Below are 22,924 nucleotides of genomic sequence, written 5' to 3' on the forward strand. Positions count from 1 at the left end.
GACGGCGGCCAGAGGCCGCCTATGCCACCCTCTCCCACAAGGGGAGAGGGGAAGACCGTCACGGTTTGTTCGGATCGAACCGCTTCTCCAGGCCCGTCCAGCAATCCGCGTAGTTGTCCTGCAGCGTCGACGACTTCGCGGCATGCGCTGTCACGCGCTGCGGGTAGCGGGTCTCGAACATGAAGGCCATGGTGCCGGTCAGCTTGACCGGTTTCAGCTCGCCGTTGCTGGCGTGCTCGAAGGCATCGCGGTCGGGACCGTGCGGCAGCATGCAATTGTGGAGCGAGATGCCGCCCGGGACAAAACCCTGCGGCTTGGCGTCGTAGACGCCGTAGATCAGGCCCATGAACTCGCTCATGATGTTCATGTGATACCAGGGCGGGCGGAAGGTGTTGTCGGCCACCATCCAGCGCTCGGGGAAGATCACGAAGTCGATGTTCGCGGTGCCCGCGGTCTCCGACGGCGAGGTCAGCACCGTGAAGATCGAGGGATCGGGATGATCGAAGCCGATCGCGCCTACCGGAGAGAAGGTGCGCAGATCATATTTGTAGGGCGCGTAATTGCCGTGCCAGGCCACGACGTCGATCGGCGAATGCGGCAACGTGGTCTTGAACAGCGATCCGCCCCATTTCACGTAAAGCTCGGTCGGCGTGTCCTTGTCCTCGTAATGCGCGACCGGGGTGAGGAAGTCGCGCGCGTTGGCGAGGCAATTGGCGCCGATCGGCCCGCGCTCCGGCAGCGTAAAGGCGCCGCCGTAATTTTCGCAGAGATAACCGCGCGCGGGACCGTTCGGAATCTCGACGCGGAATTTGACGCCGCGCGGGATCACCACGATCTCGCCGGGCTCGGCGTCGATACGGCCAAACTCGGTGACGACGCGCAGATTGCCCTGCTGGAGCACGAACATGAGCTCGCCGTCGGCATCGTAGAAGTGCTGGTCCACCATCGATTTGGTGATGAGGTAGACATGCGCCGCCATGCCGGCCTGCGTGTTGACGTCGCCGGCGGTCGTCATGGTCTGCACGCCCTGAAGGAAGGTCATGTCCTCCTTCGGGATCGGTGCCGGGTCCCAGCGCAGCTGCGCGATCGGCAGATCGTTTTCGTGGCAGGGCGCCGAGCGCCACAGGCCGGCATCGGCCTTCTCGAACCGGCCGGAATGCTTCACCGAGGGGCGGATGCGATAGAGCCAGGAGCGCTCATTGGTGCCGCGCGGCGCGGTGAATGGCGAGCCGGAAAGCTGCTCGGCGTAGAGCCCGTAGGCACAGCGTTGCGGCGAGTTGCGCCCGATCGGCAGCGCGCCCGGCAGCGCCTCGGTCTCGAAGCTGTTGCCGAAGCCGGACATGTAGCCCGGCGTGACCTGCGCCGAACTGCGGATGATCTGATCAGGCGAGGTGTTGACGTTCATGACTATCCTCCTCCTTGCAGGGCGGCCCACATTTCCTGGTCGCGCTTGTCGGTCCAGATCACGGGGTCGTCGATCCCCGACGCCTCGTCATAGGCGCGCGACACGTTGAACGGCAGGCAGTGCTCGTAGATGGCGAAGCTGTGGAACTTCGGGTCCATCACTTCGCGCGTCGCCGCCATCGATTCCTTCAGCGTGCGCCCTTTGGCGACGGAGACCTCGGCCGCGCCATAGAGCGAGGTGACGAAGTCGCGCGTCATCGCGATCGCTTCGCGCACCGTGGCCGTGCCCTTCAGCGCATCGCCGCGGCCCGGCGCGATCGCCTTGGGATTGAAGTTGCGGATCTCGTTCAGCGTCAGCGGCCATTCGCGCAAATGCGCGTCACCGCAATAGCAGGCCGAGTGATATTCGATGAGGTCGCCGGAGAACATCACTTCGGCATCCGGCACCCACGCGACGATGTCGCCGGAGGTGTGGCCGGCCCCTAACTGCATCAGCCGCACCTCGCGCTTGCCCAGATAGATCGACATCTCGCCTTCGAAGGTCAGCGTCGGCCAGGTCAGGCCGGGAATGCTCGCGGCATCCTGGAACAGCCGCGGGAAGCGGCCATATTCGGAATCCCAATCCTGCTGGCCGCGCTCCTCGATCAGACGATAGGTTTCCTGCGAGGCCACGATGCCCTGCGCCTTGTAGGCGGAGGCGCCCAGCACGCGCACGGCGTGGTAGTGCGACAGCACGACATATTTGATCGGCTTGTCGGTGACGGTGCGGACGCGCTCGATCACCTTGTTGGCCATCGCCGGCGTCGACTGCGCGTCGAACACCAGGCAGCCGTCGTCACCGACGATGATCGCGGTGTTCGGATCGCCCTCCGCGGTGAAGGCATAGAGATCGGTGCCGATCTCGGAGAAGGTGATCTTCTTTTCGGAGAGATCGCCGGTGGATGCGAAGTTCTTCGCCATCAATTCGTCCTCAGGCCTTTGGGTTATTGTTGTTGCTGTTGTTGCTGCTGGCCGTCGGTCATGCGCCGCTTCGCGAGCACGATCGCTTCCCGCAACACGTCGATGTCGCCGATATGGTTGGCGAGGATCAGGACCAGTGCCGCGTCGAAATCGGCGCTCTGCTCGTCGGTGAAGCCGCGGTGCGCCTCGACGATGGCGCGAAAGGCATCGTCGGGCCGCGCGAAGTTGGAGCTGGTTGAAAGCGGCATGCGAATCCTCAATTCAAGCCTTGGGCCCGCGACAACGCGGCCGCGATCGCCGCACGCGTCGGATGGCGGAAGCGGGCCGCAACGTAGCCGTCGGGCCTGAGCAGATAGGCTGTATCAGGCGCGGCGTCATAGCGCTTTGCGACAAGGCCCGAGGGATCGGCAAGCCCGCCCTCGCCACCGATGCGGATATCCTTGACGCCATCGGGCGCCGCGCCATTGCTGAACGACAGCAAGGTGAAGTCAGTTCCACCCCGGCGAAATGCGTCCGTCAGATAGGCCTGCTCGCCAACGGGCGCGTCGAGCATGGAAGCGCCGGGCAACGGTCCGCCGCGCCACGCCTCCGCATCGGGCGATGACAGCGGCGAGTCGTAGCTGCACGGCACCGAGAGCCGCCCGCCATTGACCATGCGCTTGCCGAACTCGGTCTCCTTGGCCAGCGACAGCACCGCCTTGCGCAGCCGCGCTTCCTGATGCGAGTTCGGCGCCATGAAATCGGTCGAGCGGGTCGATTCGCGGATGTTCTCGTCGGCCGCGAGACTCCGCTCGACATGGTAGCTCTCGAGCAGGCCCGCGGGCGAGGTGCCACGCAGCACGCGGTCGAGCTTCCAGGACAGATTCTCCGCGTCCTCTAGCCCGGAATTGGCACCGCGCGCACCGAAGGGCGAGACCTGATGCGCGGAATCGCCCGCAAAAATCACCCGGCCGTGGAGGAAGCGATCCATCCTCCGGCACTGGAATTTGTAGAGCGAGATCCACTCGAACTCGAACTTGTCGTGACCGAGCATGCGCGCGATCCGCGGCCGCACGTTCTCCGGCTTCTTCTCGACGACGGGATCGGCATAGCGATTGAGCTGGAGGTCGATGCGCCAGACATCGTCGGGCTGCCGGTGCAGCAGCGCAGAGCGCCCGGCATGAAACGGCGGATCGAACCAGAACCAGCGCTCGGTCGGGAACTCCGCGGTCATCTTGACGTCGGCGATCAAAAACTGATCCTCGAACACCTGTCCCGCGAACTCGGCGCCGACCATCTGCCGCAGCGACGAGCGCGCGCCGTCGCAGGCGACGACATATTGCGCGTGCAGGCGATAGGCGCCCTCCGGGGTCTCGATCGTCAGCGCGACGGAATCGTTGCGCTGTTCAAGCGCCGTCACCTTGTTGCGCCAGCGCAGATCGATCTCAGAGAGATCGCTGATGCGATCGACCAGATAGGCCTCGGCGTAATATTGCTGGAGATTGATGAAGGCCGGCCGCTTGTGACCGTCCTCGGGCAACAGGTTGAACTGGTAAAGCTGCGACTCGCCATGGAAGATGCGGCCGACGCTCCACACCACGCCCTTCTCGACCATGCGGTCGCCGACGCCGAGCCGGTCCCAATATTCCAGCGAGCGTTTCGAGAAGCAGATCGCGCGCGAGCCTTCGCCGATCCGGTCGGCATCATCCAGAAGGACGACGCGCTGGCCGCGCTGGGCAAGGTCGATCGCGAGCGACAGCCCCACCGGCCCCGCGCCGACGACCACCACGGGATGCTCGGCCGCACTCTGGCCGGGACGGTCCTGGTCGGGGTGGCGGCGATAGCCGAACTGGGCTTTGGCCTGCTGCGTATTGGCCTGCGCCATTCGCTAACCTCGGCTCTGGTCAAGAGAGGACTGATCTGCTAGATAGTCTCACGTGCAACTATTTTGGACCGGAGCCGGCCGGCCGTCAACTGGAATTCGGAGCGCAAGCCTTGGCGAGGACATCCAGCGATGCGGCGCTGAAGGCACGTGAGGCCGACGAGGCTTCATTGCGGCCGAATGCGCGGCTCGATTTGTTCAAATTCGTGCCGTTCCGCCTCAACCGGCTTGCAGCGGAAGTGAGTTCCGCGCTTGCGGTCGAATATCAGGAGCGTCACGGCCTCGACATTCCGGCCTGGCGCGTGATCGCCACGCTCGGCTTCCGTAACGATGCCTGTAGCGCGCAGTACATCTCGCAATGCACCCGCACGCACAAATCCACCATCAGCCGCGCCGTGACCGCGCTGCTGCACCAGGGGCTGATCGAGCGGGTCGAGAACGAAGCCGACCGCCGCGAATTCCGCCTGCAACTGACGAAGAAGGGTCGCGCGCTGTACGAAGAGCTGTTCCCGCAATTGCTGCGGCGGGAAGACGAGATCCTCGCCTGCCTCTCCGCGCAGGAGCGCAAGCAGCTCTCGGCCCTGCTCGCCAAGATCGAACAGAGCCTCGACCTGATCCAGACCAGCGAAGAGGCGGACGCGAAAGAGGCGTATTAGGGCGCGTACTCATAGAGGTGCAGACGTCGGCTTTTGGGAGGTCGATTGAGAAAGCTTGGCAGGTCCGTGACGGCACTGGCTTATATAACGGCGCTACTTGCGGCGTTTGCCGCAACTCGCGCATACGCCGCTGACATAGGTTATCTGGCTTCCCCCGGAGTCGCTGCAAACGAGTTCCCCTCACCACAGCGCCCTGTTGCACGGATCGTCAGCCCGCGCCGCGCCGCCGAAGAGCGCCGAGACGCCCTCAATGAGGCCGGTCAAATCGCGCGTGCTCTTGAACTGAAACCAGATATGACAGTGGGCGACATTGGAGCAGGCAGCGGCTACCACACGGTCAGGCTCTCGCACCTCGTCGGCCCCGCCGGCTCTGTCGTTGCCCAGGACGTCACGCGGGATTACCTCATCGAGCTCGCCAGGCGAACAGAACGTCTGAAGTTGACGAATGTGCAATTCGCCCTCGGCGAACCACACGACCCGCGTCTTCCCGCTTCCTCGCTGGATGCTGCAATCCTCGTGCACATGTATCACGAGATAGCCCAACCCTATGCCTTCCTCTACAATCTCGCGGCCGCTCTAAAGCAGGATGCGCGGGTCGGAATTGTCGATCTTGAGCTTCCGACGTCGAAGCATGGCACGCCAATTGAGCTCTTGCGCTGCGAATTGACCGCCGTCGGCTATCGCGAGGTCGCCACATATAAGCTCGCAGGGGACGGAGGATACCTGGCGGTATTCTCTCCGCCGGAGGCAGCGGCTCGAAAATCTCCCCGCGATATCGTTGCTTGTGCGGATCCTGCCGGCACTCGCTGACGCCACGCCCCGGATTCCGTCATTTCGCAAACGACCGCGACGGCGGCAAATGCAGCGCCCAGGCATCGACCTTGTCGCTGGCACGCGGATAGATCTCCGTCACGATCGGATCATGGCCGGGAATGAACCTGTCAGGATGTCCGGCGAGGCGTTCGATCGTCTCCCAGCCCTGCGCCATGTCACCGATATTGTAGACGATGGGGAACGGGCTCTTGCGCTGCAGATTGGCGTAGTAATGCGCGGCATCGGACGCCAGCACCACCGGCCCGCGCGCGGTCTCGACCTTGACCACCTGCAAGCCGTCGGAATGGCCGCCGACACGGTGCACGGTGACGCCGGGCGCGATCTCGCCGTCGCCGGAATAGAAATTGACGCGCTCGCCATAGACATGGCGCACCATCTGCGTGACGTGCTCGACCGAGAACGGATGTCGCAGCAGTCCGTTGCACATGCAGCGTCCCGTCGCGTAAGCCATCTCGCGCTCCTGGAGATGGAAGCGCGCGTTCGAGAAGCGATCGAGATTGCCGGCGTGGTCGTAATGCAGATGCGTCACGATAATGTCGCGAACGCTCGACGCCGCGACGCCAAAGCGCTCCAGCGCATCGACCGGATTGAGCGTCAGCTTGCGCGCCCGCGCGCTCGCCTCCTCGGCGTTGAAACCGGTGTCCACCAGGATCTCGCGGCCCTGCCCTCGGATCAGCCAGACGAAATAGTCGAGATCCTGCGCCGCGCTGTCATGCGGGTCGGGCTGAAGGAAGTTCATGTTGGGGGTGCGTGGCGACATCGTCGCATAACGCAGGGCGTAGATTTCGTAGGCGTTTCCCATGGTTTTCTTTTCTGAGTTGGACCTTCGGGGACGATCGAGCGCACCAAGCCATTGTCCGCAGCAAAGGTCAAACACCGGAGGGCTGCGACAGCGTCCAGCCTGCTATGTGAGACCCCTCACATCTTCTTTGTCGCGGCCGCTCCAGCATCCTGCCGCAGAGTCGAACCAGATGGCGCCGAGCACAACCGTGACAGTCCGTTTATTCCCCTCCCGGCGCGCCCATGCATCGCGGTCAATTGTCGCGATAATGCCGAATCTCCAAGCGGTTGACGCCCCCCTTCCGCGGTTTGATAATGCACATTGCGTAAGTTAAGGTCGCCGCGGCGCAAGCTGGTAACGGCGCCTTTTTGGCTGGACCGCGCTGATTATGAAAATTCGCTTCCTTTTTCTTCTGCCCTTGCTCGTTTCGCTCGTCCCGGTTGCGCCATCCCTGGCCGCCGGCGACCGTTATGCGTTGGTCATTGGCAACGCCAAATATCCAGACGCGGACGCCCCGCTGAAGGAACCGCTCAACGACGCGCGCGACGTCGCCGACGAGCTCAAGCGCGACGGCTTTTCCGTTGAAATCGGCGAGAACCTGACCGGCGACGGCATGCGCCGCGCGTTCGACAAGCTCTATGGCAAGATCAAGCCGGGCTCGGTGGCGCTGATCTTCTTCAGCGGTTTCGGCATCCAGTCGGCGCGCCAGAGCTACATGCTGCCGATCGACGCGCAGATCTGGACCGAATCCGACGTCCGCCGCGACGGTTTCAGCCTGGAGACCGTGCTCGGCGAGCTCAATACCCGTGGCGCGGGCGTCAAGATCGCGCTGGTCGACGCCTCCAGGCGCAATCCCTTCGAGCGCCGGTTCCGCAGCTTCTCGGCCGGCCTGACGCCGGTCATCGCGCCGAACGGCACGCTGGTGATGTACTCGGCGGCACTGGCCTCGGTGGTCTCGGACGCGGGCGGCGATCACAGCCTGTTCGTCCAGGAGCTCCTGAAGGAGATCCGCGTCCCCGACCTGATGGCCGAGGAGACGCTGAACCGCACCAAGATGGGCGTCACCCGCGCCTCGCGCGGCGAACAGGTGCCGTGGATCTCCTCTTCCCTCGCCGAGGATTTTTCGTTCATTCCAGGCGCCGGCGGATCGCGCCCGTCGATGACGGCACCGCCGCCATCGCCGCCGCCGGTCGTCGCCAACAATCCGCCGCCGGCTCCGCCCGCACCGCCTCCGCCGCCGAAGCCGGCGGACACGGCAGCGGCACCTGCTCCAGCACCTGCTCCTGCACCGGCGCCGGCGCCCTCACCGAAACCGCAGGTCGAGGCCGCCTTGCCGCCGGCGCCACCGCCGGTGAAACCAGCCGAGACCACCCCCGCACCGAGCATGGATAGCGGGCCGAGCGCGGCCGCGCTGGCGGAGGATCCGACCATCAAGGGCCTGACGGCCAAGATCGCCGCCAATCCTGATGACGTGAATGCGCTGTACCGGCGCGGTCAGGTCTATGCCAGCAAGGGCGCCTACAATTTGGCCATCAAGGATTTCGACGAGACGCTTCGGATCAACGCGAAGGACGTCGAGGCGCTGAACAACCGCTGCTGGACCCGCACCGTGGTCGGCGACCTCCAGGGCGCGCTGAAGGATTGCAACGAGGCGCTGCGGCTGCGGCCGAATTTCGTCGATGCGCTGGACAGCCGGGGGCTCGTCAATCTGAAATCGGGAGCGGTCAAGAACGCCATCGCCGATTTCGACGCAGCCCTGAAGATCAACCCGCGCCTGACCTCCTCGCTCTTTGGCCGCGGGATTGCCAAGCAGCGCAACGGCTCGGCGCAGGAAGGCGCGCTCGACATCGCCAATGCCAAGGCGATGGACCCGAACATTGTTCAGGAGTTCGCAAGCTACGGAGTACGCTAGTATTTTTTTGAGTTGAGGCGGCAGACGCCTCGAACCCTCGGCGGCTCAGGGAAGACTAACGGACGGATGCCGCAGGCGGCCTTTCCCGGGGGGGCCATTGCAGGAATTTTGGAACCGCGCGGTCAGCTGCGCAGGAGGGACTGGCAATGAGATTGGCTGCAAAGGGATTTAGCGCGATGCTGTCCATCATCACGGTCGGCGTCGCTCTGTCGCTGACGACCCCGCTCGCATTCGCGGGCGACGACGGCAACAGCAAGAACGTCACCGAGGACGAGATCGTCCGCGCACTGGCGCCGCCGCCGAAGAAGCCGTTGACCCGCGGCCTCTCGATCGCCCCGCAGGCCGATCCCGCACCCAGTGCGACGGAAACCAAGCTGATCCAGTCCGTGCGCGGCCGCTCGACGCGCTCACTTTCGTCGACCGAGCGCGAAGAAATCGCCTCAGTGGCCAAGGACAAGCCGAACATCGATCTTGAAATCACGTTCGACTACAACTCGGCCAATATCAGCGCCAAGTCGCTCGCCTCGGTACAGGCGCTCGGTCGCGCGCTGACCAGCCCCGACCTGAAGGGCTCGACCTTCGTGGTGGCCGGCCACACCGACGCCGCCGGCGGCGAGGGCTATAATCAGGACCTGTCGGAGCGCCGCGCGGATTCGATCAAGCGCTACCTCGTCGACAAGTACAGCATCTCCGCGACCGATCTCGTCACCGTCGGCTACGGCAAGAGCAAGCTGAAGGACCCGGCCCAGCCGATGGCGGAGGTCAATCGTCGCGTCCAGGTCGTCAACATGGAAAACAAGACCACCGCATCGAAGTGAGAGCACGACGTAATCCTTTGAAGTGCCAAATCCTTTGAAGTGCCAAGTCGTGATGTGGTGTAAAGTCTTGCTTCAAAAGCGCGTCCCGCAGCCTTGTGGGACGCCGCTTTATTTCAGGGAAACGCTCTCAGCAGGCCTCGTGCGGATGGCCGTGAGCCAGGCCAGGACAATCCGGCGATGAACGCCTCCGAATATCTCAAGCCTGCCGGAACCGTGGTGTTCGTCGTTGCGCTCGGCGTCGGCTATTATCTGTTCGAGCATCGGCATCGCCCCGAGGCGAAGGAAACGCCGAGCGAGGCGCTCGTCATCGTGACGAAGTCGACCAACGCCTGCTTCTCCGACCTCGTGCGGGTGACCGGCTTCTTCGTGCCGCGCCGCGAGGCCGTGGTCGTCGCCGACCAGGAAGGCTCCAGGGTCACCGACCTCTTTGTCACCGAAGGCGCCATGGTCACCGACAATCAGGAGCTGGCGCGCCTGACGGCGCCGCCGCAGATCCCCGGCCAGCCGCAAAGACCCGGCCCGCAAGGCCCGATCTCGCTGAAGGCGCCCGCGCCAGGCCTCGTCACCGAAGTGCGCACCATCGTCGGCGCGCCCGCCTCGCCGCAGGCCGGCCCGATGTTCCGCATCGCCGTCAACAACGAGATCGAGCTCGACGCCCAGGTCCCGGCGGTGCACATGCCCAAGCTCAATCCCGGCGCGACCGTGCGCATCAGCCGCGATGACGCGCCCGACTTGATCGGCCGGGTCCGGCTGGTCGCGCCCGAAATCGACCGCACCACGCAGCTCGGCCGCGTCCGCATCAGCGTCACCAACAATCCATCGCTCAAGGTCGGCGTGTTTGCCCGCGCCTCGATCGACGCCAAGCGAAGCTGCGGCGTCTCGATCCCCAAGACCGCGATCGACCATCTCACCATTCAGGTCGTCAAAAACAATATTGTCGAGACGCGCAAGGTACGGGTCGGGCTGTCGTCCGACAGCGCGACGGAAATCCTGGAAGGCCTCGAGGTCGGCGAAATCGTCGTGGCCGACGCCGGGTCTTCGCTCCATGACGGCGACCAGATCAAGACCATGTTCGCCGATGAACTCGATCGCACGCGGGTACGCTGATGGCTCTCAATATCTCGGCTTGGTCGATCCGCAATCCGCTGCCGTCGGTCGTCTTCTCGATCATCCTCCTGGTCCTCGGCTGGGTGTCCTTCACCAAGCTCGCCGTGACGCGGCTGCCTTCGGCCGACATTCCCGTGATCTCGGTCGTGGTGTCGCAGTTCGGCGCCGCACCCGCAGAACTCGAATCCCAGGTCACCAAGACGGTTGAAGACGCCGTCTCCGGCGTCGAGGGTGTCAGGCACATCACCTCCTCGATCACCGACGGCGTGTCAGTGACCACCATCCAGTTCGCGCTGGAAACCAACACCGACCGCGCGCTCAACGACGTCAAGGACGCGGTGACGCGGGTACGATCGAACCTGCCGCAGAACGTCACCGAGCCGCTGATCCAGCGCGTCGACGTCATCGGCCTGCCGATCGTCACCTATGCCGCGATCTCGCCCGGCAAGACGCCGGAGCAGCTCTCCTATTTCGTTGACGACGTGGTCAAGCGCGCGCTGCAGGGCGTGCGCGGCGTCGCCCAGGTCGAGCGCATCGGCGGTGTCGAGCGCGAGATCCTGGTCTCGCTCGATCCGGACCGGATGCAGGCGATGGGGCTGACCGCGGTCAATGTCAGCCAAAGCCTGCGCGGCACCAATGTCGACGTCGCCGGCGGCCGCGCCGAGATCGGCAAGAACGACCAGGCGATCCGCACGCTTGCGGGCGCGAAGACACTGGGCGATCTCGCCGGCACCATGATCCCGCTGTTCGGCGGCGGTGAGGTCCGGCTCGACGATCTCGGCACCGTCACCGACACCATCGCCGACCGCCGCACCTTCGCCCGCTTCAACGGCGAGCCGGTGGTCGCGCTCGGCATCAAGCGATCCAAGGGCGCCAGCGATGTGAAAGTGGCCGAGGCCGTGCAGAAGCGCATCGACGCGCTGAAGGCCGCCTATCCCGACGTCGACCTGAAGGTGATCGACACCTCGGTCGAATATACCAACGGCAATTACCACGCGGCGATCTCGACCCTGTTCGAAGGCGCCATCCTTGCCGTCATCATCGTGCTCCTGTTCCTGCGGGACTTGCGCGCCACCATCATTGCCGCGATCTCGCTCCCGCTGTCGATCTTCCCGGCGTTCTGGGCGATGGACCTTCTCGGCTTCTCGCTGAACCTCGTCAGCTTCCTCGCCATCACGCTGTCGACAGGTATTCTCGTCGACGACGCCATCGTCGAGATCGAGAACATCGTCCGGCACATGAACATGGGCAAATCGCCCTACCGTGCCGCGCTCGAGGCCGCCGACGAAATCGGCCTCGCGGTGATCGCGATCTCGCTGACGATCATTGCGATCTTCGCGCCAGCGAGCTTCATGTCGGGCATCGCCGGACAGTTCTTCAAGCAGTTCGGCATCACCGTCTCGGTGCAAGTGTTCTTCTCGCTGCTCGCGGCGCGCTTCGTCACGCCGGTGCTGGCCGCCTACTTCCTCAAGCACCATGCGCACGAAGAGCCGCCGCCCGGCCGCGTGCTGCGGGCCTATCACAGGATCGTGGCCTGGTCGGTGAAGCACCATTTCATCACCGTGCTGATCGGCTTCGGGGTGTTCGCCGCCTCAATCTGGAGCATCACGCTGCTGCCGCAGGGCTTCCTGCCGGCGCAGGACAGCGCGCGCTCGCTGCTGGCGCTCGAGCTGCCGCCGGGCACCCAGCTTGCCTACACCGAGAAGGTCACCGAGGACATCGTCGCACGCCTGCGCAAGCGGCCGGAGGTGAAGAGCATCTTCGTCGATGGCGGGCGCGTCCCGCCGGGCACCCAGGAAGTCCGGCGCGCCTCTCTGATCATCAACTACACGCCCAAGGACAGCCGCGACATCACCCAGCGCGAGCTCGAATTCTCGATCAGCCAGGAGCTGGAGAACGTTCCCGACATCCGCTTCTGGTTCCTCGACGAGAACGGCCTGCGCGCCATCTCGCTGGTCGTGACCGGCGTCGACGCCAACATCGTCAACAACGTCGCCAGCGAGCTCGCGACGCAGATGAAGCGGATTCCGACGATCTCCAACGTGATCTCGGAAACCACGCTCGAGCGGCCCGAGCTGCGCATCGAGCCGCGCGCAGATCTCGCCGCGCGCCTCGGCGTCTCCACGGAAAGCCTGTCGCAGACCATCCGCGTCGCCACCATCGGCGATGTCGGGCCCGCGCTCGCCAAGTTCGACGTCGGCGACCGCCTGGTGCCGATCCGCGTTCAGCTCGAGGACGCCGCGCGCGGTAATCTGAGGACGCTCGAACAGCTGCGCGTGCCGCTCGGCGAGCGCGGCGAGAAGGGCGGCGTGCCGCTCTCGGTCATCGCCGACGTCAAGCTCGACCAGGGTCCGACCAGCATCAACCGCTACGATCGTGAGCGGCAGGCAACCGTCGCCGCCGACCTCGTCGGCTCCGCCGCGCTCGGCGACGCGACCAAGAAGATCTACGACCTGCCGGTGATGAAGAGCCGGCCGAAGGGCGTGAAGGTCTCGCCCTCCGGCGACGCCGAAAGCCTGAACGAGCTGTCCGACGGCTTCGCCACTGCAATCACCGCGGGCCTGATGATGGTCTACGCCGTGCTGGTGCTGCTGTTCGGCACCTTCCTGCAGCCGATCACCATCCTGTTCTCGCTGCCGCTCTCGATCGGCGGCGCCATCGCCGCACTGCTCATCACCGGTAAGCAGCTCACCACGCCGGTCTGGATCGGCATCCTGATGCTGATGGGTATCGTCACCAAGAACGCGATCATGCTGGTGGAATTCGCCATCGAGGCGATCCGCGCCGGCAAGCCGCGCGAGGAAGCGATGATCGACGCCGGCATGAAGCGCGCGCGCCCGATCGTGATGACCACGATCGCGATGGCCGCGGGCATGACGCCGAGCGCGCTCGCGGTCGGCGCCGGCGGCGAGTTCCGCTCGCCGATGGCGCTCGCGGTGATCGGCGGCCTGATCTTCTCGACCATCCTGTCGCTGGTGTTCGTGCCCGCGATGTTCATGGTGATGGACGATCTCGGCGCCCTGATCTGGCGATTCGCAAAGCGCCTGATCGTGCACAGCGAGGATGCCGACACCGCCGATCATCACGGCACGGCGCCGGATAAAAAGGGCATGGTACACCCCGCGGCGGAGTAGCCGTGATACGGACGTCGACAGCTCAAGCTGGTTCAGCGAGCGGCGTCAGCGAACCCGACGTCGCAGGAGATCGTCTCCGCTACGAAGCGTTCAAGCGCACCGGTCGCGCCGTCCGAACGACGAAGCGGTTTAGCCGATCCCCTACTCGTTCCGCGCGATCGCCGTCAGCTTGGTCATGTTCCGCAGCAGGATGCGGCCGCGCTGGAGATCCAGGATCGCCTCCTTGCGCCAGGCCTGAAGCTGGCGGTTGACGCTCTCGCGGGCCGCGCCGACGAAGATGCCGAGCTGCTCCTGCGAGATGTGGACCTCCGAGCCGAAATCGGCGGCGAGCGCGCAGAGCCGCCGCGCCAGGCGAACCGGCAGCGGTTGCAGCATGGATTCTTCCATGCGCTCGCTCTGCCAGCGGATGCGCTGGCACAGCAGCGCGATGATCTTGATCGCGACCTTCGGCTCGCGTTCGAGGAAGCTGAGAAAATCTTCGCGCCGCAGCACGAACAGTTCACTGGCTTCGCCTGCGGTCGCATCCGCAGTGCGGCTCTGGCCGTCCAGCACCGCGACTTCCCCGAACAGGTCGCCCGGCCCCATGAAGTTCAGGGTCAGACGGCTGCCGTCGGAGACGCCGGTCTCGATACGGACCTGGCCCCGGCGCACGCCGAACAGCGCGTCCCCCGCATCGCCCTTCTGGAACAGCACCTCGCCGTTCCCCAGATGCTGGGTGTGGCAGAGATTCGACAGCCGCTGGAGCTCGTCTGCGCCGAGATCGGCGAACATCGCGTTCATCTTCAGGATGACCGCAAATTCGGCCTGCTTGCTCATTTCAATGTCCTTGTGAATTTCCTTAGCCAGTTTCCCTGGCAAATCGCTTGGAACCATCAAATCAGGATCGCGTAATACCGCGCCGGGGAAGTGTGTCATAAGTCACATAACTTTGCAGCACCCCCTGACTATTTTTACGTGCTTGGAGCCGCTTCCCGTCCGGGGATAAACTCAGGCGCAAAGGACGGATGCATAGGACGGTCATCTGCGGGATTCGACGCCGATTGTCCGCCGTTGGAAAGTCGACATGAGAGCAGTGAAATTCGCCGGCGCGGCGATAGCCGCCGTCATCATCGTGATCGGGCTTCTCCTCGTGGTCGGGATTCCCTCGGGATTCCTGACCACGACGATTGCCTCGCGGGTCGAGAGCGCGACCGGCTATCGCCTGTCCATCGACGGCACCACGAAGATCAGCCTGTGGCCGACGCTGAATGTCACGCTCAACGATCTCACGCTTCAGGACCCGAAGGACCGCAGCGGCATCACGCGCCTGACGGTCGACAGCGTGCAGGCCGACATGTCGCTCTCGAGCGTATGGTCGGGCCACCCGAAGATCAGCGAACTCATCGTCACCCATCCCGTGCTCCACCAGCCACTTCTGCGCGAGCGACTGCCGAATGCCGGCACCGCGTCGAAACCACTGGCGCTTGACACCGTTGGCGCGACCATCGACCGCGTCAAGGTCATCGACGGTGAAGTCGCATTCGCGCGCGTGCGCGATCGTGTCGAGGGCCGCATCAGCGCCATCAACGCCGACGCCGTCGTTGGCCGCGACCGCAAGGTCGACATCGCCGGCACCGCGCGGGTCGGCGATCACCCAACCAAGTTCGACATCAAGGCGTCGACGCCGGCGCCGCCGGCCGACCGGCCGACCATTCCGGTGGATTTCGCCATCGACATGCCCGATGTGCTGAAATCCCAGCTCACCGGTCATGCCGAGATGCGGCTGAGCGGCGATGTCGTGATGATCAACGGCGTGAACGGCAGGCTCGGCGACGGCGCCTTCAACGGCTGGGCCTCGGTCGATATTGCGAGCAAGCCCCTGGTCAAGGTCGATCTCGACTTCCAGCGGCTCGCGATTCCGGTGGCGAAATCGCCGGAGGGCACGTCGGGACAGCCCTGGAGCAATGCACCGATCGACGTGTCCGGGCTCAATTATGTCGACGCACAAATCAGGATCTCCGCGAACGAGGCCGTGATCGGCGATGCGCGCCTCGCGCCGCTGGCGCTCGATGCGAAGCTCGCCGGCGGCGTGCTGAAGGCCGGCACCGCCAATCTCGGCGCCTATGACGGCCAGGTCTCGGGCGAGGTGATCCTGGATGCCACAAGCGGTGCGCCGAGCTTTGCCATGCATTCCGATCTCGTCGGCGTGCGCGCATTGCCGCTGCTCCAGGGCCTTGCCGAGTTCGACCGGATCGACGGCAAGCTGCAGGCCAAGCTCGCGCTGCGCAGCGCCGGCGCCAGCCAGCGCGCGCTGATGGCAAACATGCAGGGCACGGCCTTCGTCAATTTCCAGGACGGCGCCATCCGCGGCATCAATATCGCGCAGATGATCCGCTCGCTGACATCGGGCACGCTGTCCGGCTGGCAGGACAGTGAGGCCCAGAGCACGGATCTGTCGCAGCTCTCGGCGTCCTTCCGCATCGACAAGGGTCAGGCGGTGACGACCGATCTCAATCTGATCGGACCGCTGGTGCGCGTAACAGGCGCCGGCACCATCGCCCTCGACACCAAGATGATGGGTTTTCGTGTCGAGCCGAAGCTCGTGATGACCACCGAAGGCCAGGGCCGCACATCGGAGCCGGTCGGCTTCGGCATCCCCGTGATGATCCAGGGCAGCTGGTCGCAGCCGCGGATCTACCCTGACATGGCCGGCATGCTGGACAATCCGGATGCCGCCTATGCCAAGCTGCGCGAGATGGGCAAGGGCCTGTTCGGCCCTGATGGCGCCGGGCTCGGCAATCTCCTGGGCAGCCTCGGATTGGGCGGCGCCGCAGCGCCGGGCGGCGGCAACGCGGCCGGCAATGCCAATCCGCAAACCCAGCAGCCGGGACAGAACAACCCGCTCGGCGGCCCGCTGGGCGAGGCGATCGGCAATTTGATCCAGCAGGGGCTCTCCAGCGGCGCGGGGACCAGCACCGGCACCGGCCGCAGCCGCGGCCTGCCGGCAACACCGTCCACCCCCGCTCCGCAGGCCTCTCCTGCGCCCCCGACCCAGGACGACCCGGCGGTGGTGCAGCAGGACAGCCAGCAGATGAACGACGTGCTGCGACAGCTCTTTAATCGATGATTGGCCGACCAACGCACTGGACTCCACGCCAATCCCTACATCGGCCTCCCCGTCCGCCGCTTCATCCGAAGGGATGAGGCCGCGACAATTCACGACCCTTTCGGCCTAGCCCGGCGTCGACAGCGGGTAACCACGCTGGCCGGTCGACCGGTCGCAGGACCGTCTCCTGGCCCGAATTGTGGTAGAAGGGCGCCTGGACCGGTACGGCCCGTAGCGTCGGCGTCGATGACGGCGCGAGAGGATCTGGATGGCGGGAGCGAAAGACAAGACACGGTTTCTGCGCGAGGGCCTGTTCGCCAAATACGTCGTCTCCCTCGTCGGCCTCGTCGTGTTTGTCCTCGCCGTCAACGGCGCGATGGAGACCTGGATCTCCTATCGCGCCACCAAGACCCAGCTGACCGACGGGCTCGACGACAAGGCGCAAGGAGCCGCCCGGCGGATCGAGCAGTCGATCTCCGAGCTCGAGCGCCAGATCAGCTGGGTGACGCGGGCAAGCCAGGACACGCTCGAGAAGCGCCGCGCCGACTACGCATCGCTCCTGCACCAGGTCTCGGTCGTCAATCAGCTGTTCCAGCTCAACGGCGAGGGACGCGAGGTGCTGCGCGTCTCGCGCCAGTCGACCACGACCGGCGGCAATGCCGACCTCTCCCGCGACATGCGCTTCACCGACACGGTTGCCCGCGGCGTCAGCTACGCGCCGGCCTGGTTCTCCGACCGGACGCCGATGATGTCGATCTCGGTGGCGCATTCCGGCTTCAATGCCGGCGTCACCGTGGCCGAAATCGACCTCAGCTTCCTCTCCGACTTCCTGTCCGACGCCCAGGTCGGCAAGGCCGCGTTCGCCTATGTGGTCGATCCGCGCGGCCGCGTGCTGGCGACGTCGTCGAAAGGGCCCGATGTCGGCAAGGACCTGTCGAAGCTGCCGCAGGTGGCGGCGGCGATTGCGCCCGGCCGCGAGCCCGACACCTCGGGCACCGACTTCAACGGCCATGCGGTGATGAGCGCCGCCAGCACCGTGCCGAAGCTCGGCTGGAACGTGATGTTCGAGCAGCCGACGACGCAGGCGTTGATGCCGATCCGCGACCAGCTCGTGCGCATCGCGCTGTTGATCGGCATGGGCCTGATGGTCGCGATCCTCGCCGGCACGCTGCTCGCCCGCCGCATGATCATCCCGATCACGGCGCTGCGCGACGGCGCCCACAAGCTCGGCGAAGGCGATTTCAGCCACCGCATCGACGTCCACACCTCCGACGAGCTGGAAGACCTCGCCGGCCAGTTCAACCGCATGGCCGGTCAGCTCCAGGAAACCTATTCGGACCTGGAGACCAAGGTCGAGGAGCGCACCCGCGATCTCGCGCAGTCGATCAACGAGCTCAAGGCGCTGGAAGAGGTCGGCCGTGCGGTCGCCTCCTCGCTCGACCTCAACGCCGTGCTGCCGACCATCGCGGCGCGCGCGATCGAGATCACCCATGCCGATGCGGTGCTGATCTACGGCTTCGATGCCGAGACGCGCAGCTTCAACCTGATCGAATCCAACGGCATCGACAAATCGGCCGACGGCGCGCATGTCACGATCCAGCAAGGCGCGAACATCCTGAGCGATGCCGCCGACAGCGGCGAGCCGATCGCGATTGCCGATCTCGACCGGGCCTCCGAGCAGCCGCTGCGCGACGTCGCGATCGACGCCGGCTTCCACTCGGTGCTGGTGGTGCCGCTGGTGGACCAGCAGGGCACGCTCGGCTCGCTCGTGGTGCTGCGCCGGGCCGGCGGCGAGTTCGGCGGAAGCCTCACCGGCCTGATGCGCACCTTTGCCAACCAGGCCGTGCTGGCGATGCGCAACGCGCGGCTGTTTACCGAGGTCGATCACAAGGGCCGCGAGCTCGCCGCGGCGCATAACACGGTGCAGCAGCAGGCGGCAAAGCTCCAGGAGCAGACCGAGCAGCTTCGCAACTGGAACCGCTCCCTGGAAGAGCGCGTCGAGAAGCAGCTCGGCGAGATCAGCCGCATCAAGCGGCTCGAACGTTTCCTCGCGCCGCAGGTCGCCCAGCTCATCGCGTCGTCGGATGGTCATGACTCGCTGCTCGACAGCCATCGCCGCGAGGTCACCGTGCTGTTCTGCGATTTGCGCGGCTTCACCGCCTTCACCGAGGCGACCGAGCCGGAAGAGGCGATGAACGTGCTGCGCGAATATCACGCGGCGCTCGGCAAGCTGATCTTCAAATACGAGGGCACGCTCGACAAATATGCCGGCGACGGCGTGATGATCCTGTTCAACGCGCCGATCCAGTTCGAGGACCACACGCGGCGCGCGGTCCAGATGGCAGTGGAGATGCGCGACACGATCGGCCCGCTGACCGAGAAGTGGCGCAACCGCGGGCACACGCTCGGCTTCGGCATCGGCATCGCGCTCGGCTATGCCACGCTCGGCCAGGTCGGCTTCGAGCAGCGGCTGGAATACGCCGCGATCGGCAGCGTCACCAACCTCGCCTCGCGTCTCTGCGACGAAGCCAAGGCCAACCAGATCGTGGTCAGCCGCCGCGTCTACGGCATCGTCGAGCCCTGGGTCGAAGCCCGCGCGCTCGACGACCTCGTGCTCAAGGGGTTCAATCACCCGGTGCTGGCGATGGAGATTTTGTCCTGGCGCGAGCAGGTGGAGAACGTGGTGGATGCGTCCGCAGCGCGGCGGAGAGGGTAGCCAACAACAAAAAAGTCGAAAACAACCCCATGCACAGTAGACGGGGTCCGCAAGATCAATGACTTACGCGGGTGCGGGAGTGGTTTGACACGTCGGGCAAAACACCGGCGGAATGGTATCATCTCCCACACCCTCCCACGAACCACATCCCTCCTCCCTGCGACTAACGATCGCCTCGGGGTCGAGGCTCGATTTCGGATGGAGACGATCGTGGCGTTTGCCTTGCCTTCGCGCGCGTATGATTTGCAGATGCTGGACCGTCCCGCTGATCGTGCGCGCGATCACGGTTGGGTCTATGGCCTGCCGCCGGGCATCAGCAGCGAGCAATGGCCGCTCGATCTCGTCACCGGCTTTCCGCTGATGCACGGCTTCACCTTGAAGCTGCCGGAAGACTATCGCGTGCATGGCGAGGACATCGTTGCGGTCTCGTTCTTCGCCACCGCGCCCGACCACAATGACGGCGGTGCGCCCGATGATCCCGAGATTCGCGAGGCCGTGGCGGCGCGACCAGCGCATCCGCGGCTTTCGCGCATGACCGATATTCTCGACTACGAATATGCAGCGTTGCTGCTGACCAAGGCCGAATATGAGGGCGCATTCGCGGCGCCGCCGGCACCGCTTCCGCTTGCGACAGCCGATCGGCCGCGCTGGCTCGACGTCGGCGGCGCCAGTGCCTTCTTCGAGGCCGCCGCGCCTTACGCAAAAAAGATGTTTGCCGCGCAGCTGCGCGCCGATCTCAGCGAGACCCGCGCGATCGCGCTTGTGCCACGCGCGACCGATCCCAATGCCGGCAAGGGCCCGCAGGACGAGCACACCCGACAAAACCCGCCGACTGGTTATCAGCCCTACTATTACTATGTCGGCGGCGTGCCGAGCCGCGACAATTTCCGCCTGCATGACTGGGGCAAGGATCACGCGCACAACCATCTCGGCGGCACCATGCGGCCGTGCCAGGCGGTGCCGGAGATGAGCCCGTTCTACATCGAGTTCGAGGAATATTTCGGCGGCTACAATTTCGGCGGCGGCAACGCGCAGCTCGACTTCAAGGACATGAAGTTCGACTGGGCGTGCGGCTGATCACGCCCCGCGCTTCGGCCCGATCGCCTCGAAGCCGACCTTCTGCTCGTCGCTCAAGTCTGCCTCGAAATCGTCGAGCGCGTCGCCGACGCCCTTCACTGCCTGCAGCATCGTCTCCAGCCGCGCCTTCACGGCCGTGAGGCGGGCCTGCGGCGTTGCGGCCGCATGGGTCGGGCAGGCGCTGAGCGTCTCCATGGTGCGCAGCGTAGTGTCCTGGAGCACCTCAAGCCGGGCGCGAGCGGTGTCGTCGAGCCTCAGCGTGGACGCGATCTCGCCGGCGGGCCATTGCTGCTGCACGAGCTGCTCGTATTGCCGCTGCGCCTGCACATCATAGCGGGGATCGTAGCCGGCCTCGCAGGCGGCAGGCTGCGCGTCCTTGCGCTGGCCGGCCGCAAGCGCGGCACGGCGCTCATTGGCCAGCGCGTCGAGCTTTGCCTTCTGGCCGGCGTCGAGGAGATCGACGAATTTCGCCAGCGGCGGCGCGATTGCGTCCGTCGCCTTGATCATGGCCGCGAGGCGCGTCTGCATCAGGCCGATGCGATCCGGTGCGTTCGCAGGGGCCTGCGTCGGGCAGGCGGCGCGGATGGTGTCGCGCGCAGCCAGCCAGGCGGTTGCGAGCTCATCGAGCGCCGTGCGCTGCAATTCGTTCGGCCGCACCAGCGCGGCGATGCGGTCGACCGGCAGGCCGCCGGTGTCGCTGGCATCGCAAACGGCCTCGACCGAAGGGACCTTTCGCGCGCGCCTGCCTTGCGGCGCTGTGTAGGCGGCGAACTCCGTGGCCGCATAGGGCGCGAAGATCGCGGCGTAGATGTCGCCATAGCCATAGAGCGAGAGACTGGTCGTATCGCCCAGGATGATTGCGGTGGTGAGGTCGTCATGCGCGAACGGCCAGAACACGGGGCCGGCCCAGCCATAGCTGCCATCGGGGTGGCGCCACCAGCCCTGCGGGCGGCGGCCACCGTGCCAGCCCGACAGCGCAGCTTGCGCCGTGAGCGCCGCACGCAGGATGTAGGGGTTGGCCGGCTGACCGCGTTCGGCGCCGCGAGGATCCTGCGACCTCAGCGCGGCGGAGCGGTATCGGCCGCCCCGTACCGCCATGCGCGCATGGCGCAGGCGTGTCATGCCGATCACGTGGCCGACGGCAAAGCGCGCGACACCGAGCGGGCCGCCGCGCAATCCGAACTGTGCCTCGGCTTTATTCGGCAGCAGCACTGCCGCAATCATGAGAGCAGCGCCCGCCAGCGCCAGTCCCATGCGTCCGGACATGAAAGCGGACCTGACCACCTCGGCCTCCTCCCAGCGCCAAGCGCGCAGTGGGTCGCATCACAATGACGCGCTGGGGAACCGAATGTTCCGGAGAGACGGAGGCCAAAGCGTCGCAACGCGCACCGGCGTTGCCGATGCGACCTCAATCCGCCTTCCGCGGCACCACAAAAGTCTGGCCGGGATAGATCAGGTTGGGGTTGTGGATCTTGCCCCGGTTGGCGTTGTAGATCACCGCGTAGCGGGCGCCGTCACCGTAAGCGAGCCTGCTGAGCGCCCACAGGCTGTCGCCGCGGGAGATCACCCGGTTGCCGCCCGCTTCGGCCGGTGCGCCGCTGATGGCGTCCGCCGGCGACGCCGATGCAACGGTCGTGGCCGCGGGCGCTCGCGCCATCACCCTGGGTTTCGGTGCACCGATAAATCTCGGCTGAACCGTGGGCCTGTCATGCGCCGATGCCTGGCGCGCCGATGCCGACGGCAGGGATGCCACGACATCAGACTTGTCGTCGGACTTCTCGGCCTGCTTCAGCTCCTGCTTCGCGGCCGGTGCCGGGCGCGCGGGCGGCGGCGCGGCTTCGGCGATGGTCACCGGCATGCTGCGGCCCGACTGCGTCACGGTACCGTCAGGCGCTTTCGCCCGCAGGGTCAGCTCATAGGAGCCGGCGGGAAGCTGCGGCGGGGTCATCACGAACTGGCCCGAGGCATCGGCGACAACCGTATCGAGCGGCTTGCCGTCGCGCAGCAGCTCGACCTGTGCACCCGGCGCGGCGCGACCCGCGATCACCGCCGCCTCGCCGTGATCGTCGACGCGCGCGACGTCGAACCGCGGCCCGGCATCGGCCGTGGCCGCCGGCGGCTTGGCCGGCACGAGATCGGCCAGCGCCGTGGCCTGCTTCTGCGTCTCGGCCAGCGCATCGACCTTCGGCGCGGAGGCCTGGGGCGCCGATGGCGCAGGCGGCGCGGCGGCGAGCTTTGGCTCGTCCAGCTTCGGCTCTGGCTTGGTCTCCGCTTTGGCTTCGGGCTTTGCCTCCGGCTTGGCGGCGACGGCTGTCTCGGTCTGCGCGCCGCCCGGCAGCAGGCGGCGCAACTCGGTGGGACCGATCACCAGCACGGTGCCGCCCACCGCGAGCAGGCAGAACGCAATGAAGGCCTTGGAAGCGGTGATCATCAGACAATGAACCCTTGGATCGCAAATCAACCGAGACCGGCAAATTGCGCCGATTTGGCTGCGGCAGCAAGACGATCATTGGGATGATGCGCCTTTCGTTCCGGCACGCCCGGCGTGAACCGGCGAGGCACCGACGGCGTCAAATCAC

Annotated in this window: 17 protein-coding genes; 9 read left to right on the top strand and 8 right to left on the bottom strand. The window is 65.6% G+C overall.

The genetic code is table 11. The annotated features are described in order from the left end of the window. Window positions 1-58 precede the first annotated feature (58 nt). The 4 genes from hmgA to ABIB99_RS36080 are packed head-to-tail and all read right to left on the bottom strand — an operon-like array spanning window position 59 to window position 4,228. On the bottom strand, window positions 59-1,405 hold the full coding sequence (gene hmgA, locus ABIB99_RS36065; RefSeq protein ID WP_354180276.1) for a homogentisate 1,2-dioxygenase: 1,347 nt from the start codon (window positions 1,403-1,405) through the stop codon (window positions 59-61). Between the two features lie 2 nt (window positions 1,406-1,407). Beyond that, window positions 1,408-2,364 (bottom strand): MBL fold metallo-hydrolase, encoded by a 957-nt coding sequence (locus ABIB99_RS36070; RefSeq protein WP_085403648.1) that lies wholly within the window; start codon window positions 2,362-2,364, stop codon window positions 1,408-1,410. Between the two features lie 23 nt (window positions 2,365-2,387). Next, a complete protein-coding gene (locus tag ABIB99_RS36075; RefSeq protein ID WP_014490505.1) occupies window positions 2,388-2,612 on the bottom strand; it encodes a DUF2783 domain-containing protein in 225 nt (74 codons plus the stop codon). Between the two features lie 8 nt (window positions 2,613-2,620). Next, window positions 2,621-4,228, bottom strand: a complete 1,608-nt coding sequence (locus ABIB99_RS36080; RefSeq protein ID WP_354131685.1) for an FAD-dependent oxidoreductase — start codon at window positions 4,226-4,228, stop codon at window positions 2,621-2,623. 110 nt (window positions 4,229-4,338) lie between these two features. On the opposite strand from ABIB99_RS36080, the gene ABIB99_RS36085 reads away from it, so the two are divergent. After that, window positions 4,339-4,881, top strand: coding sequence for a MarR family winged helix-turn-helix transcriptional regulator (locus ABIB99_RS36085; RefSeq protein ID WP_354180279.1), 543 nt, complete (start codon window positions 4,339-4,341; stop codon window positions 4,879-4,881). Window positions 4,882-4,926: 45 nt separating this feature from the next. Further along, complete coding sequence (locus tag ABIB99_RS36090; protein WP_354180281.1) at window positions 4,927-5,691, top strand: class I SAM-dependent methyltransferase; 765 nt, start codon at window positions 4,927-4,929, stop codon at window positions 5,689-5,691. Window positions 5,692-5,710: 19 nt separating this feature from the next. Here ABIB99_RS36090 and ABIB99_RS36095 read toward each other — a convergent pair whose 3' ends face one another. Then, window positions 5,711-6,517 carry an N-acyl homoserine lactonase family protein gene (locus ABIB99_RS36095; RefSeq protein WP_063980498.1) on the bottom strand — a complete coding sequence of 269 codons (807 nt, stop codon included), beginning with the start codon at window positions 6,515-6,517 and terminating at the stop codon, window positions 5,711-5,713. A gap of 367 nt (window positions 6,518-6,884) precedes the next feature. Here ABIB99_RS36095 and ABIB99_RS36100 point away from each other — a divergent pair, with 367 nt between their 5' ends. From ABIB99_RS36100 to ABIB99_RS36115, 4 genes are all read left to right on the top strand, one after another. After that, entirely contained in the window at window positions 6,885-8,408 is a 1,524-nt protein-coding gene (locus ABIB99_RS36100; protein WP_354113739.1) for a caspase family protein, read from the top strand. A gap of 146 nt (window positions 8,409-8,554) precedes the next feature. After that, complete coding sequence (locus tag ABIB99_RS36105; protein ID WP_063980496.1) at window positions 8,555-9,226, top strand: OmpA family protein; 672 nt, start codon at window positions 8,555-8,557, stop codon at window positions 9,224-9,226. 177 nt (window positions 9,227-9,403) lie between these two features. After that, window positions 9,404-10,333, top strand: coding sequence for an efflux RND transporter periplasmic adaptor subunit (locus ABIB99_RS36110; RefSeq protein ID WP_071908567.1), 930 nt, complete (start codon window positions 9,404-9,406; stop codon window positions 10,331-10,333). Continuing rightward, window positions 10,333-13,467 carry an efflux RND transporter permease subunit gene (locus ABIB99_RS36115; protein ID WP_063980494.1) on the top strand — a complete coding sequence of 1,045 codons (3,135 nt, stop codon included), beginning with the start codon at window positions 10,333-10,335 and terminating at the stop codon, window positions 13,465-13,467. Before ABIB99_RS36110 ends, ABIB99_RS36115 begins: the two co-directional genes overlap by 1 nt. 141 nt (window positions 13,468-13,608) lie before the next feature. Here the strand turns inward: ABIB99_RS36115 and ABIB99_RS36120 are convergent, their stop codons facing one another. After that, window positions 13,609-14,283 (bottom strand): Crp/Fnr family transcriptional regulator, encoded by a 675-nt coding sequence (locus ABIB99_RS36120; RefSeq protein WP_028149299.1) that lies wholly within the window; start codon window positions 14,281-14,283, stop codon window positions 13,609-13,611. Window positions 14,284-14,530: 247 nt separating this feature from the next. On the opposite strand from ABIB99_RS36120, the gene ABIB99_RS36125 reads away from it, so the two are divergent. The 3 genes from ABIB99_RS36125 (at window position 14,531) to ABIB99_RS36135 (ending at window position 20,345) form a co-directional block, all read left to right on the top strand. Further along, the gene (locus ABIB99_RS36125) at window positions 14,531-16,573 is read left to right on the top strand and encodes an AsmA family protein (protein WP_354180286.1); all 2,043 of its coding nucleotides are present in this window, start codon (window positions 14,531-14,533) and stop codon (window positions 16,571-16,573) included. Window positions 16,574-16,820: 247 nt separating this feature from the next. Further along, window positions 16,821-19,268 carry an adenylate/guanylate cyclase domain-containing protein gene (locus ABIB99_RS36130; RefSeq protein ID WP_354180288.1) on the top strand — a complete coding sequence of 816 codons (2,448 nt, stop codon included), beginning with the start codon at window positions 16,821-16,823 and terminating at the stop codon, window positions 19,266-19,268. A 210-nt stretch (window positions 19,269-19,478) separates the two neighbouring features. Then, window positions 19,479-20,345, top strand: coding sequence for a hypothetical protein (locus ABIB99_RS36135; protein WP_063986003.1), 867 nt, complete (start codon window positions 19,479-19,481; stop codon window positions 20,343-20,345). Here ABIB99_RS36135 and ABIB99_RS36140 read toward each other — a convergent pair whose 3' ends face one another. Continuing rightward, a complete protein-coding gene (locus ABIB99_RS36140; protein ID WP_354180338.1) occupies window positions 20,346-21,611 on the bottom strand; it encodes a Spy/CpxP family protein refolding chaperone in 1,266 nt (421 codons plus the stop codon). Window positions 21,612-21,753: 142 nt separating this feature from the next. Further along, entirely contained in the window at window positions 21,754-22,776 is a 1,023-nt protein-coding gene (locus ABIB99_RS36145; protein WP_354180290.1) for a LysM peptidoglycan-binding domain-containing protein, read from the bottom strand. Window positions 22,777-22,924 lie beyond the last annotated feature (148 nt).

Source organism: Bradyrhizobium sp. LA6.1 (assembly GCF_040547805.1).
GTDB lineage: Bacteria > Pseudomonadota > Alphaproteobacteria > Rhizobiales > Xanthobacteraceae > Bradyrhizobium > Bradyrhizobium barranii.